The sequence below is a fragment of the Enterobacter sp. Y17 genome, assembly GCF_019730495.1.
Lineage (GTDB): Bacteria > Pseudomonadota > Gammaproteobacteria > Enterobacterales > Enterobacteriaceae > Enterobacter > Enterobacter asburiae_B.
Genome location: NZ_JAASKP010000001.1, coordinates 191,341 through 206,559, shown reverse-complemented (window position 1 = coordinate 206,559; position 15,219 = coordinate 191,341). Strand labels below are relative to the sequence as shown.

12 protein-coding genes are annotated in these 15,219 nt (G+C 55.0%); 2 read left to right on the top strand and 10 right to left on the bottom strand.

Going from position 1 to position 15,219, the window contains the following annotated elements:
- Nucleotide 1: 1 nt before the first annotated feature.
- From HCH49_RS00935 to HCH49_RS00895, 9 genes are all read right to left on the bottom strand, one after another.
- Nucleotides 2–2,503: a type VI secretion system Vgr family protein gene (locus tag HCH49_RS00935; RefSeq protein ID WP_221701999.1), complete on the bottom strand. Its 2,502-nt coding sequence runs from the start codon at nt 2,501–2,503 to the stop codon at nt 2–4.
- Nucleotides 2,493–5,153 carry a type VI secretion system ATPase TssH gene (gene tssH / locus HCH49_RS00930; RefSeq protein WP_221701998.1) on the bottom strand — a complete coding sequence of 887 codons (2,661 nt, stop codon included), beginning with the start codon at nt 5,151–5,153 and terminating at the stop codon, nt 2,493–2,495. The genes HCH49_RS00935 and tssH overlap by 11 nt, the downstream gene beginning before the upstream one ends.
- A gap of 158 nt (nt 5,154–5,311) precedes the next feature.
- Entirely contained in the window at nt 5,312–5,803 is a 492-nt protein-coding gene (gene hcp, locus HCH49_RS00925; RefSeq protein ID WP_023325816.1) for a type VI secretion system effector Hcp, read from the bottom strand.
- 5 nt (nt 5,804–5,808) lie between these two features.
- Nucleotides 5,809–7,515 carry an OmpA family protein gene (locus tag HCH49_RS00920; protein ID WP_221701997.1) on the bottom strand — a complete coding sequence of 569 codons (1,707 nt, stop codon included), beginning with the start codon at nt 7,513–7,515 and terminating at the stop codon, nt 5,809–5,811.
- Complete coding sequence (gene tssL, locus HCH49_RS00915; RefSeq protein ID WP_221701996.1) at nt 7,512–8,201, bottom strand: type VI secretion system protein TssL, short form; 690 nt, start codon at nt 8,199–8,201, stop codon at nt 7,512–7,514. The genes HCH49_RS00920 and tssL overlap by 4 nt, the downstream gene beginning before the upstream one ends.
- The gene (tssK, locus tag HCH49_RS00910; RefSeq protein ID WP_047060680.1) at nt 8,198–9,538 is read right to left on the bottom strand and encodes a type VI secretion system baseplate subunit TssK; all 1,341 of its coding nucleotides are present in this window, start codon (nt 9,536–9,538) and stop codon (nt 8,198–8,200) included. The genes tssL and tssK overlap by 4 nt, the downstream gene beginning before the upstream one ends.
- Nucleotides 9,539–9,555: 17 nt before the next feature.
- On the bottom strand, nt 9,556–11,100 hold the full coding sequence (gene tssC, locus HCH49_RS00905) for a type VI secretion system contractile sheath large subunit (protein WP_033146134.1): 1,545 nt from the start codon (nt 11,098–11,100) through the stop codon (nt 9,556–9,558).
- 32 nt (nt 11,101–11,132) lie between these two features.
- A complete protein-coding gene (gene tssB, locus HCH49_RS00900; RefSeq protein WP_221701995.1) occupies nt 11,133–11,630 on the bottom strand; it encodes a type VI secretion system contractile sheath small subunit in 498 nt (165 codons plus the stop codon).
- A 632-nt stretch (nt 11,631–12,262) separates the two neighbouring features.
- Nucleotides 12,263–12,403, bottom strand: a complete 141-nt coding sequence (locus tag HCH49_RS00895; RefSeq protein ID WP_162531704.1) for a hypothetical protein — start codon at nt 12,401–12,403, stop codon at nt 12,263–12,265.
- 12 nt (nt 12,404–12,415) lie between these two features.
- Here HCH49_RS00895 and lpxP point away from each other — a divergent pair, with 12 nt between their 5' ends.
- Together lpxP and ypdK are read left to right on the top strand one after the other, a co-directional pair.
- Nucleotides 12,416–13,336, top strand: coding sequence for a kdo(2)-lipid IV(A) palmitoleoyltransferase (gene lpxP, locus HCH49_RS00890; RefSeq protein WP_024907634.1), 921 nt, complete (start codon nt 12,416–12,418; stop codon nt 13,334–13,336).
- Between the two features lie 357 nt (nt 13,337–13,693).
- Nucleotides 13,694–13,765: a membrane protein YpdK gene (gene ypdK, locus HCH49_RS22290; RefSeq protein WP_099458937.1), complete on the top strand. Its 72-nt coding sequence runs from the start codon at nt 13,694–13,696 to the stop codon at nt 13,763–13,765.
- Between the two features lie 52 nt (nt 13,766–13,817).
- Here ypdK and alaC read toward each other — a convergent pair whose 3' ends face one another.
- Nucleotides 13,818–15,056 (bottom strand): alanine transaminase, encoded by a 1,239-nt coding sequence (alaC, locus tag HCH49_RS00880; protein ID WP_023308710.1) that lies wholly within the window; start codon nt 15,054–15,056, stop codon nt 13,818–13,820.
- Nucleotides 15,057–15,219 lie beyond the last annotated feature (163 nt).

Sequence of the window (15,219 nt, the reverse complement as noted above, 5' to 3'; positions counted from 1 at the left end):
GCTATTTTTCTCCCTCGAACCGCAGTTTGTCCGTCACCACATTAACCTGCTTCATTAAATCGCCTTTTCCATCTTCAGAGGTTGAGACGGTTTGACTCGCTGCATCCTCACCCTGAATGGCCATTTTCTGCGCTGCCAGAGCTGACCCATCATAGGCATCAATCGCCTTAGGCGTATAAGAAAAATTCGCGTTTTCCCAGCTCTGCACTGCCTGGCTCATACTTTGCCCGCCAAACTTCTGCCACACCGCAGCCCGCTGGATAATTTTGTCCGGCGCCGCACACTCCACCGTTCCGTCCGCTATCCGGATATAACCGCCTCCGCTGGTGAGAATGATTTCCTGCTTCGCGCTGATGATGAGTTTTCCCTCACTGCTGCTGATGCGGATATCCTTCAGCGCATCCAGCGTCATCTCATCCCCCTGCGCCTGGATCTCCACCTTCCCTTTGCCGGCAAACATTTTGATGCCCAGCTTTTGCGCATACAGACTTACCCGCTCCCCGGCCGCCACCGTGAATCTTTTCAGTGCACTGAAGTCTGTGTGCCCGCCGCTGGTGCTGATGATGTTGTCTCCCGCCGACTGCTGCAGGCTTTTCCCCGTCACCTGCGCTATCCCTTCCGGCGCCGAGACCAGCAGCGCCGCTTTCTTTAAATCCGTCAGCGCGTCTGACAGCAGCGCCTTCTGCATCTGCACATCTGCCAGTTCAGCTCTCGCCGCTTCTGCCGCGCTGCGTAACGATTCAGCCAGGGACCGCGCCTGCTCCAGCTGGCTCATCGCTGCCTGCATCTCCAGCACCTGCCCCTGCGCCCTGGCCTGCCCGTCCGCACTGATAAACAGCCCTTTCTGCGCACGGATGGCACCCCAGCTGTCTGTCCGGAGCTCAAAACCCTCGCCTCGCTGCTGTTTCTCGCTGTCGACCAGGTGCCCGAGATTCAGCTGGCTCTTGCCGCCATACTCCGTCGAGACCTTGATATGCTCTTTCCCGCGCTCGTCATCAAGGCGGATTTTGTTGTTCGCCGGGGTGCGCAGGACGTTGCGTTTGTAGTTGCGGATGGTGACGTGGTCGCCGTGGGCCGAGTCGTGCAGCACGCCGGAGATGTACGGCCTGTCCGGGTTACCGTCCTCAAAGCCAATCGCCACTTCGGTGCCCGCCAGCAGCGGCAGGTGCAGGCCGTAGGTGTCGCCGGCATACGGGCGGGACTGGCGCACCCACAGGCTCTCGAACCCGGTCTCCCAGCTGTCCCTGTCAAACAGCATATTGACGCGGTAACGACCGTCCTTATCGATGTGGCCATAGGTGTCATTTTCGGTGGTGCTGGTGACGCGTGCCGGCAGCGTCCCGGCCATCACCGGGCGTGAGCCAGGTTCCGGGCGGAAACCAAAATCGGTGCTGTCCGGAATGCCGTAAAAATCAACCGCAAAGTCCTTATCACGGCGGGCATATGTGTGCATCGCCGTGATGACCACGCCATGCGCAAACACGTCAGCCACTTCATACCCGCCGGTGACTTTCAGCAGCATCCCCGGAGAGAGCGCCGGACTGCTGGTGAAGGCCCGGGTCTGCGTCTGGCCATTCAGGTAACGCTCATGCCGGATGCGGGCATAAAACGCACCGGACTCGGGCGCCGGATTGAGGTCATACGCGCTGCCCGGCGTCAGATAATTATCGGCATAGTGGTACGCTTCCCCGTACGTGGTCGCGTCCCCCCGGGTGACGTCAACCAGAGTATTCATGTTCTCCGTGGCCTGACGGTAGTTGTAGTCGCGGGTGCTGACCTGCTTCTGCACCACGCTGTGATGGCTTTCCATCCCCCACACCGAGTCCACACCCTGCGAGTGCTGCCCGGACGGCGGCACCGACGGCAGCGTCAGGCCTTTCTCGTAACCCTGCTGGCTGTCGTAAAACTCCACCACATCAATATTCAGGCGCGTGTCGGTGGTGAAGCGAAACCAGATGCCCACTTCGCCCAGCAGGCGGGTGATGAAGTGCAGATCGTCCTCGCCGTACTGCATCACCTGCTCACGGCGCGGATACTCTTTTGTGAGCGAGAACAGAAAATCCTGACCGCGCATGCCGTGACGCTCGCGCAGGATTTTCTCCACAATTTGCGGGACCGACATGTCCTGGTAAATCGCGTTCTGGTGCGAACGGTCAAGCAGTGCCAGACGGGGCCGGAGCGTCAGGGCGTAATGCGTTTCATCTTTTGAGGTGCCGAGACGTTCAAAACCGGTCACCACCCCCTGAATCACCCGCAGCGGCTGCTGGATTTTGATGCCGTACCCCTGGTCAACCGGGGCCTGCAGCGTCAGCGAGCCGGGCTTCATCAGCATCATCTCTTTGCTAATGCCGTGGTCGCGGCTGGTGAACTCAACACGGTAGCTGAACGGTCGGCTCAGGGCTTCGTCGCCAACAAAAGCCAGCACATCGGGTTCGGCTTCACAGCCTTTCACCACGAGCAGGTGGTGGTTGTGGCTGTATCTGATCGGAGGATTAGTGCTCATACGTTACCCCCTGACTCCATTCAAATTCCAGGCCGATCCCTTCTTCATCATCCCAGCCAAGGCGTAACGACGCTGGTTTCTGTTTTGCGGCCATGTGGGTGAGCAATTGCTGACTCAGCACCGGCAGAATTTGTTGATTCAGCAGACTGTCAACGTTACGCGCCCCCGTATCCGGCAGCAAGCAGGCTGTGGTCAGCGCGTCATAGAGACTCTCGTCAATTTGCGTGGTCAGCCCGTAGTGGCGGTGCAAGCGCTTGCTGACCTGTGACAGTTTCATTTCCACAATGGTACGCATGGCTGCTTCAGCCAGCGGACGGTAAATCACCGTCTGGAAGCGTGCGAGCAGCGCGGGCTGGAAATGATCGCGCAGGATTGGGCGCAGCAGTTCGTGTAGGTCTGCTTCTGTAGCTTCCGGGTTTTCATCCAGCAACTGCATCAGGTGGTCGCTTCCGAGGTTAGAGGTCATCAGGATGACGGTGTTGCGAAAGTCGATTTCGCGCCCTTCGCCGTCGCGCATAAATCCGCGGTCGAAGACCTGATAGAAGAGGTTCATCACGTCGCGGTGCGCTTTTTCCACTTCATCCAGCAGCACCACGCTGTACGGACGCTTGCGCACAGCTTCGGTGAGGATACCGCCCTGACCGTAACCCACGTAGCCCGGCGGCGAGCCCTTCAGCTGGGAAACCGTGTGCGGTTCCTGGTATTCAGAAAGGTTAATCGTAATGAGTGATTTCTCGCCGCCGTACATGACATCGGCCAGCGCAAGCGCGGTTTCGGTTTTCCCCACGCCGCTCGGTCCTACCAACAGAAATACGCCCAACGGACCGTTCTCGGACGTGAGACCCGTTTTTGCCGCACGCAGACGTCGGGCGATAGCCTCAAGCGCCACATCCTGCCCAACCACACGTTTACCGATTTCATTTTCCAGAGTCAGCATTTCGGTCTGCTCGTCCTTCATCAGTGATGACAACGGCACGCCTGTCCAGTCGGCAATCACGTTGGCAACGGTGCGGACATCCACATCCAGGGAGAGCAGCGGGTTGCTGCGCTGCATCTCGTTAAGCTCCTGTTGCAGCCTGTGAGTCTCACGCTGGCGTGATATATCCTGACGGCTTTCGCGTAGCTGCTCGGTAAGTTTCATCTCCTGACCGTACTGGGTTTCCAGTTCGTCGAGTGTCACTATCTGGCGCACCTCTTCCTGCTCAATCTCGCTCAAACGCTCGGCATGACACTGATTGCCAATGGCGATATCTTCCAGTAACGCCTGCTTCTCCATGTCGAGCGCAGCGATACTCGCGCGAAGGCGGGTTAGCTGTTCCGGTACCGTATCGAGACTCATACGCACGCGAGCGGCAGCGGTGTCCAGCAGATCGACCGCTTTATCAGGAAGCTGACGCCCGGTCAGATAACGACGTGAAAGAGTAACTGCCGCACGAACCGCATCGTCGGTGATATGCACATTGTGGTGTTCGGCATAGCGGGATTTCAGGCCACGGAGCATCAGGCAGGCAGTGTCATCGTCAGGCTCATCCACTTTTACCATCTGGAAACGACGTTCCAGGGCGGCGTCACGCTCGAAGTATTGTTTGTATTCAGACCAGGTGGTGGCCGCAATAGTACGCAGTTCGCCACGCGCCAGCGCCGGTTTCAGCAGGTTGGCCGCATCTGCACCACCCGCCTGATTACCTGCGCCAATGATGGTATGCGCTTCATCAATAAAAAGCAGAACAGGTACAGGCGATTGCTGCACCGCGTCGATGACGTTTTTCAGACGCTGTTCGAACTCACCTTTCACGCCCGCGCCAGCCTGCAGCAGACCCAGGTCAAGGGTGCGGAGAGTGACCGTTTTGAGGGATTCCGGCACATTACCCTCGGTTATACGCAACGCCAGACCTTCAACCAGTGCAGTTTTCCCCACGCCCGGCTCGCCGACCAGGATCGGATTGTTTTTACGGCGGCGGGAAAGGATGTCCACCATCTGGCGGATTTCTGTGTCGCGGCCAAACACAGGATCGATCTTCCCTTCCTTCGCTTTGGCAGTGACATCGAGGGTGAATTTATCCAGTGCGTTCTGCAGCGCAGGGCTCAGTTCCCCCTCTTTCATTTCCACACCAGCCGGACGCCCGACAAATTCCACCTCACCACCGTGGCTCTGCGCCAGTTCTGCTTCGCGCTGCATTTCCAGACGTTCATCCGATTGTGCATCCAGCAAAGGCCGCAGGCGCTCCAGCTGGCTTTGAGCAAGCGTTAACAACGGCCAAAGGCCGTCACAACGTGCCAGTTTTGGTTTTTCCACCAGGGCCATCAGCAGATGGACGCTGCGAATGTGCTCTTCGCTGTTAAGGGAGGCAATCATCCAGGCTTCCTGCATCAGCGTCTGAATGGCATCAGACAGCTGGGGGCGATGGCGCACGGAGCGAGGTTGTCTGTCGAGCCAGCCAAGCAAATCCTGCCAGATGCCATCCATATCCCATTCATAGCGACGCGCCAACACCGTCAGGTCACCTTCCCCCTGCTCCAGCAGTTTTAGCAGCCAGTGCTCCGGCAAAATTTCCGCATGGGCGCGGGTCTGGCAGAGCGACGCCGCGCCTTCCATCGCACGGGCACAGTAAGGGTTCAGACGACGTAACAGGATGGCTGGATTTTCCATGAGATTCTCTCTTTGTCGGTTCCTGGACACGCTACCGCCCCTCGCTGTTCACCAAAGCGCATAAGGTCAGGCAGGCAGATTGTTTTTTCTTTGCTGAGTGCCCGCATCTCAGGCATTCAGCAAAAAACTGCGGACAGGAAAACCTGCCCGCATCAGGATTACGCCGTGGCGCGTTCGTTCCAGGAGTCGGAATGAATGATGTTGCCGTCTTTGTAGGTCCAGGTGATTTTTTCGTAACGCAGTTCAACGCGTTCAAGGTGGTTGTGCTTCTCTTTAGAAGGATCCTTGATGTCATACATTTCAGGATTCACTTTCACTACCTTCACGTTTTCCAGTTTGGTGTTGAAGTACTCCACTTCCTGGCCCGCGTCGTTGATTTTGTACCACTTGAACTCAGCGGATTTTAGGGTCTGACCCGTGGTCACCGCCTTGTACAGATACGGGCTGGAGGAATCGATTTCCTTCGTGAACAGGAACGGCGTGTGGATGCGGGTGCCGGTCAGCTTGCCGGTATTGTTGTCGGTCGGGATGTACAGGTTATGCTCCTGTGCAACCACTTCGATGCTGCCTTCACGATCCTGAACGTCAACAGACCCTTTGATGTCCGCGCCGCCGTCGTCCTTCAGCCAAAGATAAACAGGAATTGCCATGTTAATTACTCCGTTTTATTTTCTGAGACGCCATCATCCTGCGATGGCGCCATGTGTTTGCCGGGTATCTGACAGGCACTTGCCTGCGGTACCAGACTGATTTCGACACGGCGGTTAAGCGCACGCCCTTCCGGGGTGTCGTTGGTTGCGACAGGGCGGCTTTCGCCATAGCCCTGCACCGCAAAACAGCTTTCCGGCACGTCGCCGGTGTCACGCATCCAGCTGCGCACCGCTTCGGCACGTTTCAGAGCCAACGTCTGGTTTAGTTGCGGATTGCCGGTGTTATCGGTATGCCCTGACACGACAATCAGCCAGCCGGGCTTCGCTTTGATGCCAACCAGTGAATTCACCAGCATTTTGGTGGAACCCGCCTTCAGCTCGAACTTGCCGGAATCGAACAGTGACATGCTGTCGAGCCTCACAATTTTCGGCACCGGTTTTGGGGTTGGCTGCGGTTTAGGAGGCGGCGGCATATACGAGCGGATCGCTTCCAGAAGGGGCATCCGTAGACGTTCCCCCTGATAAAGTCCCAGACCCAGTCGGGCCGGTACGCCGTTACGTGCATAGTCATCCAGCAGCGCCGCATTCTCACGAAGGGCCGCTACGGCGCTAGCCTTCGGGCCGTAGTCATCCATGGAGAGGCTGTCATAACGGGCTATATCGAAGCTCACGCTCAGCAGCAGCTGGCGATTGTTCCAGCCACTGCTGAGCAGCGCGGCGATGGCCGCCAGGGTGAAAAGACCAAGGGCACAGCGCCAGGTGCGGGCCTGGGGAGTGAGTCCACTTCCCTCCGGTAGCAGCGGCAGGATGAAATCCGGTAAGGGTGAGATCACCGTACTGTCCGTCCCCCTGGGCTGCCAGCCGGTCACCTGCTGCATGGCAGTATGACGCGATAACCACGACGTCCAGGCTGATGATGCAAGGCTTCCGGCAAGAATCGGTCCCATTCCCCACAGCAGCGCTGCAGGTGCAATGGCCGGAACATCAGGATTATCATCGATGAATACCGCCTGGACATGCTGATGGAACCAGCTCATCAGGCTGTTCATCAGCACCTGCTGCTGCATCACAGGCGCACCGCCAGTGGAGACCCACGCGGCAATTGAACAAGGCGCACTCGACTCACGCCAGACGGTCCACCCTTCACCCGGCATAGCGGCCTGCCAGAGCATGTCATCCGTCATCGCGCTGCCGATCTGACCATTCAAAATCAATGGCACAGAATGTCCCGTTTCTTTACGCAACTGGCTGATTTGCCAGCGCAGAGCCAGCAGACGACTTGTCAGGGCTTCACTGTCAACGTGTTTCTGCGGGCAGACACTGACCATCACTGACATCTGACGTCCCCAGTCCGGACGCTGCCACAGTACCTGACGGGCAACCTGCTCCAGATCCTGATGATCCTCAACGCGGATCCAGCATCCCTGCGTGACGATGAGTACTGATGACTGCTGCGGCCAGGTCAGCGGCAGATCGCCACAAACCAGCACCACGGGCTGACGGTAAGTGGCTTCAGGAAGGTCATCCAGAAGCAGGGTGACGTCATGCTCCGCACGAGGTTTGGTGATATACCAGAACACGAAGATAACCCCGAGCATCGCCAGCAGAACGAGCACTGAAGCCAGCCGGGATACCGGCAGAAAAGCCAGACAGACCACCGCACTCAGCAGGGCTGCCCACAGCGCAAGCCCGCGCTGTTGTGCAGGACTCATTTTATGGCTCCCGGCAGCAGGGTCAGCAGCATCTGATCGAGCCAACGATCCAGTCCCCACCAGAGCGCGGCAAGAACAATCACGCTTAGTCCAATACGTGCAGGCCATGATGCGAGCCATCCGCCCATTCCCCACCCGGCACGGCTTTCTGCCAGAACAGGGTGGGTCTGCGGATAGCTGAACGGCGCGACATGTTCACTGAGCGCGCTGACCAGCTTCTGGCGTTCAGGATCGTTCAGCGCGCGATAGCCCCCCAGAAATCCGAGCATCATTACCCGCTGGAAGCAGGTCAGTACGGCAATGTCTGGTGCTGGTTCGCGCAGCACATCGCGCATCCTGTCACACAGGGTGTCACCCGCGTCCATCGTGCCGAGGAAGTGTCCCTGCAGGGGAATGTCATACCACTGCACACAGGCGTCATCATCCACACCTCGTCCTTTGACCGCCTCGTCAAGCAATGCACATTGTGCAGTGAGGATATGCTCACAGCTGGCTTCGTCGAGTTCACTCGCTTTCAGTTCGCGCTGAACGCGCTCCACGTCAGCAATACAGCGCTCCCACAAAATCCGACCTTCACCTTCCTGAAACTGCGGTCCATGGCGAAGGCTAATGACCTGCAGCCAGGTATCCTGCAGCAGTGCGTCAATATCAACAGATACGGCAGCGCCGTGTTTACGTTCACTCATGTTCTCAGTACCGCAAAGAGTTCAAGTTCAGGCTCGCCCAGCATGCCCGGGACGTAAAACATACACGTCCCACTCTGGAGCATCTCAGTCGCCAGAGGATGGGAGAGATCGAGACTGAAATACTGATTTTCCAGGCGCAGCGGAATGGCGGCTGGTACATGGCGCAATGGCATCAACGGCACGCCCACGCGGGAAGAGTTGACGATCCCCCGCACATGGTCAGGACTGCCCACCTTACACTGACGCGGGAACTGTTCCTGCAGTTGCGCTACTGGGATCGGCGAGCGCACAGAAAGATAGTAATCAGCCCCTTCGCGCAGACGCGGGTCATGCAGTCGAGCCTGCCAGAAGTGCAGCCGTGGGTCATAGTCGAGTGACAGGGCCACCACGCGGGATGGCAGGCTGGCTTCAAGCAGATCGCCAAGCAAATCAAACAGCGGCGGAAACACCGTATTGAGTTGCTCGTGGTGCCAGATCGGTATAGCGCTCACCTGATGTTCCAGAGAGAAAGTCAGCAGGCTCCCTGCCAGTCGAGAAAGTTCCGGATACAAACGCTCCGGCGGGCTTTGCAGGTTACGCTGGAACTGGCCAAGCACGGGCTCAGCGCTGTTCAGCGCGTTGAGCAGCCAGAACAGTGATACATCGGCCACGGCGAAGTCTGCCATGCGCTCATTGCTTTCACGCCGCATCGCCATCAGACGGCACAGACGGGCCCGCAGTTGAGTCATGAGTTGTTCAAGCTGGGTAACCAGCCAACGGCTGCCCTGGAGAGTCAACAGTGGAGGAAGAAACGTCTCATCTAATTGCCATGTACCCTGCGAGTCTTGCTGCAGTCGGGCGACCGGACAAATCAGGTAATCGCTGTTGTTCTGATGCGCAAAACGCAGGGTCAGTTCGGGCTGCATTACGGCAATCTGACGGGTGTCATCTCCATAGGCATTGCGCACATCCCGCCAGCGCTGACGATATCGCACCGGACGCTCGGCCACTTCTTCGGGTTTCAGACAGTTGCCGCCGTTCGACCGCAGCAGAGGTAGTGCCAGTACCACCGTCACCTCCTGCGATTCGCTTTCAAGCGACAGGACCGGAGGCAGAGTATCGGCATTATCTGTATCAATCAGCGTACCGTCCTGAAAACGGACATGCAGATGATGGGCCTGCAGACGTCCAAGCCTGAGAGCTTCCGGTTCGAAGGTGGCATTAATTACCCCCCATGGACAGGAGAGGCCCAGCCGGGCAATACATTCGGCAGACCAGGCCGCATACGCGACCTGTTGCTGAAAATGCTGGGGAGAGACCATAATGCCCCTACCCCATAACGGTTGTTCCGTTTTCATCGGCTTCCTGCCTGTTTTTACGATTTCGCTTTCGGCATCTGGGAAACCAGCGACAGATTGACGTCCATGCCCTCCACCTGGAAGTGCGGCACGGCGTACAGCTTCACGCGGAAGAAGCCCGGGTTGTCTTCGATGTCTTCCACTACCACCTTCGCGTCGCGCAGCGGGTGAGAAGCCTGCAACTCGTCGCCCGGATCGGTCATTTCGGTCACCAGGCTGCGGACCCACGTGTTCAGCTCCAGCTCCAGCAGTCGGCGGTCCTTCGTGGTACCAATGTTCTCGCGCTGAATCAGCTTCAGGTAATGGGCGATACGCGACAGCAGGAAGATGTACGGAAGACGGGCGTTGATGCGGCTGTTAGCCGTCGCATCAGCGGTGTCGTACAGCGCCGGTTTCTGAGTTGAGTTGGCTGAGAAGAAGCACGCGTAGTCGCGGTTTTTGTAGTAGGACAAAGGAATGAAGCCCAGATTCGCGAATTCGAATTCGCGGGTTTCGGGAATCATCACTTCGCTCGGGATTTTTACCTGATTGCCGGTACCGAGATCGTACAGATGGATAGGCAGGTCCTGAACCGCACCACCAGCCTGCGGGCCACGGATTTGTACACACCAGCCATTATTGATAAAGCTGCGCACCATGTTGGACGCGAAGGCAAACGATGCATTGGTCCACAGGTATTTGTCGTGATCGGGACCTTTGACTTCTTCGACATAGTTGAAGCTGCGAACCGGAACGGTGTCCGGGCCATACGGTAAACGTCCCAATACGCGCGGCATGACCAGGCCGATGTAGCGAGCGTCATCAGTATCGCGGAACGATTTCCACTTGATGTACTCTGCGCGGTCAAAATAATTACCAATATCTTTAATCGCCGCGACGTCTTCCATGGACTCTTTAAGGAAGAATTTCGGGCCTGCTGAGCCGATAAACGGCATATGTGCAGCAGCGGATACTTTGGAGATGTTGCGAAGCAGAGCGACATCCTGCGCTGAAGCATCAAACTCGTAAGCGGAAATCAGTGCCGCAATCGGCTCGCCGCCTGGAGTATCATATTCATCAATGTAGGTGTGTTTATACAGACCACTCTGGATGATTTCCGGGGTATCTTCAAAGTCCTGCCGCAGGTCTTCTTTGGACATACTCAGAAGCTCAATTTTCACGTTCTGGCGAAAATCTGTTTTATCAATCAGTGATTTCACCCCACGCCACAGGCTTTCGACCGCCTGAAACTCGTCATGGTGCATAACCGCGTCCAGCTGGCGGCTGATCTGGTAATCGAGCTCAGCGATGTGATGATCGATAAGGCTTTTATCCAGTTTTTCGACCTTCGCGCCTGCTTTGGTCAGACATTCCAGAAAGACCTGCATACCTGCAGTCAGACGCTCATCAGCGGTTGCATCTGACATCGCCTGCGCATCTTGCCAGAGGTCTAACGCGCTCAACTCGGAGACCGGATTCAGATTGATTTTCTCAAACAGAGAGGCGTAAACCCCACCCGCAGCAGGACGTTCCAGCACCACGCTTTCACTACCGGCAATATTATTTTGTACAGACATGAGCATTCCTTGTTTAATCCGTTAAAACAGCATGATGGTTACGATTTTCTTGATGTCAGTGCGGATAGTTCATTTCGCAGTTCAGCACTAAGGGACTGGTCCAGAAGGATTTTTTCCAGCTCTTTTCGGAAAGTCTGGTTATCCAGCAAATTGGCCTTCAGATCGCGAAGCAAGTTGCGCATCGCCAGCATCGCCTTCAGCTGCGGTATCTGAGCAGCCACCTGCTCTGGCGTGAAATCTTTCATGCTCTGGAAAGTCAGCTGAACATTTTCCTCACCACCATCATCAGAGAGCGTATTTTTAACGGTTAGATTAAGTTTTGGGGAGTATTCAGAAAGAACACTGTCGAAATTATTTTTCGTGATGTTAACTTTCTCACGCTCAGATATTTGAGCAGACTCTTGCCCATTACTGAAATCACCCGCAACCAGTAATTTCAGCGGTAATTCCATTTTCTTGCTTGCCCCGCCTGTATGCAGGTCAAGCTTCAGGTTAATACGTGCCTTAGGCACCTCATTCTGAAAACTGTCAGCCATCTCATCATCCCTCTTTGTTTTTGCTACGCCAACTTCACGGTATCGTTCTTGATGCGCAATATTAGAATAATGATCGATGCAAAATCAAATACACAGATCATTTATCCGCAATGAGAAATTTCTTAAGAATTTTCCACTAAGATATTATTACGGATTATCCGTTCATCTCAGGGAAAGACACTGCTTTTTTCACACAAAGCGAATATTTGCACCGTAAAAAGGATCGCAGCCAGAGAGATGCTAATAAAACCATCTTGTTTTGATTTGCATCACAACATGATATTAAAAAAAGATGAAGGAACGGCAACAGGTTATTGCAAGCAGATAAATGACAGAGGTTAATGAATGAAGAAGAGTGACGAATTGATTGATAACATGAATAATAAATAAGAATTTTCACAAAGAAAATTCTTATTTATTATTCGAAGGAAAATAAAATGTAGATGCGGGTCCGAAAATAAACACTGCTGCTCTTTTGTCGGCCCACTCCTCTTTGCGCAAAGACTTCAGTTCTCCTCTCAGGCATGAGAACTGCTCTCCCTTCTGGAGTTTATACAGTGTAAAATCAAACACCTCCCGGATCGCCGCTTTTTTAATCAAAAACGAGTAATAGCACATATCGTATAACGGTGCTACATTACGCCGCCCGCCCAAATCAGCAGTGGCCAGGCAACGCCGCCGTAAAGTTCGGTAAAGCCTGCAACCATCACCTTGAAGAACGGTCTTATCGGCACGTCGTATCGCAAACTCTGCGCTACCTTTACAGGCTTCACATAGGTTCTACTATTTTGTCTCAATCCAAATTTCAACGTGCGTTTTTACACCCGCGTTACTGGTTTACATGGTTTGGCCTTGGCGTACTCTGGTTGCTGGTTCAACTTCCGTACCCTGTCCTGCGCTTGCTGGGGTCAAAACTGGGCAGCGCTTCCCGCGTTTTCCTGAAACGTCGCGAATCCATCGCGCGTAAAAATATTGAGCTTTGTTTTCCGCAGTACAATGCAGAGGAGCGTGAGAAACTCATCGCTGAAAACTTCAAGTCTATCGGCATGGCGCTGCTTGAAACCGGCATGGCATGGTTCTGGCCAGATGAACGTGTCCGCAAATGGTTTGACGTGGAAGGCCTGGATAACCTTAAACGCGCGCAGATGCAAAAACGCGGTGTGATGGTCGTCGGCGTTCACTTTATGTCGCTGGAGCTGGGCGGCCGCGTGATGGGGCTTTGCCAGCCAATGATGGCAACCTACAGACCGCACAACAGTGCGCTTATGGAATGGGTGCAGACGCGAGGCCGTATGCGTTCCAATAAGGCGATGATCAGCCGTAATAACCTGCGCGGTATGGTCGGTGCTCTCAAGAAAGGAGAAGCCGTCTGGTTTGCACCCGATCAGGATTATGGACGTAAAGGCAGCAGCTTTGCGCCTTTCTTTGCGGTGAAAGACGTTGCTACGACTAACGGCACCTTTGTCATTTCGCGTCTGTCTGGTGCCTCTATGCTGACCGTGACGATGGTGAGAAAAGCAGATAAGTCAGGCTACCGCCTGCACATCTCCCCTGAAATGGCTAACTATCCGGAAAACGAGTGCGAAGCGGCAGCGTTTATCAATAAAGTCATCGAAACTGAAATCATGCGCGCGCCAGAGCAGTATCTGTGGATGCATCGTCGTTTCAAAACCCGCCCTCTTGGCGAAGCCTCGCTCTATATTTAGCCCTTCATGAAGGTTAGTTTCGCTAAGAAACTAACCTTTTCAATCACCTGTCTTCCCGATGAGTAACTATCTTTTAATGCGTCGCCCAAAGTGAATTTATTGCGAAGTGAAATCAAACTGTCGCCGTTCCACGACACTCGTAAGTGACGGAAATTATTTAAAAAAATCCCTCTTGTCACCCCTCATTTTTAAGCGTACATTAGCGCCGTCTGGCAACAGGAAAGCACAGAATTCTGAGCTGGAGTTAACGGCATAACGGGAAAATTCTCATTTCCGTTTTGACCGGATTTCAGTTCTCTATAATCAGGTGGACTCTGTTTTTAAATGCGTACCACAAGATACGCGGAGCGATGAAACGTGAAATATTTCTTTATGGGCATTTCGGTGATTGTTTTAGTCTGGGCCGGAACCTTTGCCCTGATGATCTAGTGAAGAACATGCAGTCAAAAAAACAGGAGCCGTTGGCTCCTGTTTTTTTATGTCATGACGACGCGGGATGTTCAGCGACGCTCTTTGAGGTCAGAAGACCGTCGGCCCGGAACATACTCTTGATGCCCCTCACCGCCTGACGAATACGGTCGCTGTTTTCAATCAGGGCAAATCGCACATGGGTGTCGCCATAATCACCGAATCCAATGCCAGGCGAGACACACACCTTTGCATCCTGAAGCAGCTTTTTAGCAAACTCCAGCGATCCCATCGCCGCATAGGGCTCCGGAATTTTCGCCCAGACGTACATAGACGCCTTCGGCATTTCCACCATCCAGCCCGCTTCATGCAACCCCTTTACCAGCACGTCGCGGCGGCGCTTATACTGGGCGGCAATCTCGTGGACGCACTGCTGGTCGCCTTCCAGGGCAGCGATAGCGGCGACCTGCAGCGGCGTGAAGGTACCGTAGTCGTGGTAACTCTTAATGCGCGCCAGGGCACTCACCAGCGTTTTGTTACCCACCATAAAGCCAATACGCCAGCCCGCCATGTTGTAGCTTTTCGACAGGGTGAAGAACTCTACCGCCACATCACGCGCGCCCGGGACCTGCATAATCGACGGGGCTTTCCAGCCGTCATAGACGATATCTGCATAGGCTAAATCGTGAACCACCAGCACGTCATAACGCTTGGCCAGGGCGACAACTTTCTCGAAGAAATCAAGCTCCACGCACTGCGCCGTTGGGTTCGACGGGAAACCGAGGATCATCATCTTAGGTTTCGGATAGCTTTCGCGAATCGCACGTTCCAGTTCGTTAAAGAAATCGACACCTTCCACCAGCGGCACAGAACGGACCTGCGCCCCGGCAATTACCGCACCGTAGATATGGATCGGATAGCTTGGATTAGGCACCAGCACCGTGTCGCCATGATCCAGCGTGGCCAGCATCAGGTGTGCCAGCCCCTCTTTCGAGCCGATGGTGACAATCGCTTCACTTTCCGGATCGATATCAACCTGATAGCGATCCTGATACCAGCGCGAGATCGCGCGACGTAACCTGGGAATACCGCGAGAGGTCGAGTAGCCGTGCGTATCCGGGCGCTGGGCAACCGTGCAGAGCTTTTCAACGATATGCGGTGGCGTTGGGCCGTCAGGGTTACCCATGCTGAAATCGATAATATCTTCGCCACGCCGACGCGCAGCCATTTTCAGTTCAGCAGTGATATTGAAAACATAAGGGGGGAGACGATCGATACGCGTAAAACGGCGTTCAGGACTGAATTCAGCCATAGATTCCTCAGATTAACGTTAGCGCCCGGACCGTCCGAGCGACGCTGCCACTGATGTGGCATGTTTAGAAAATAACCTGAAAAAAATCATGCTGTCGAGAGGGAAATGAAAAAAAAGCGCTCGACTAAAAACCGGAACTCGGCTGCGCCTAAAAGCGGAAGCC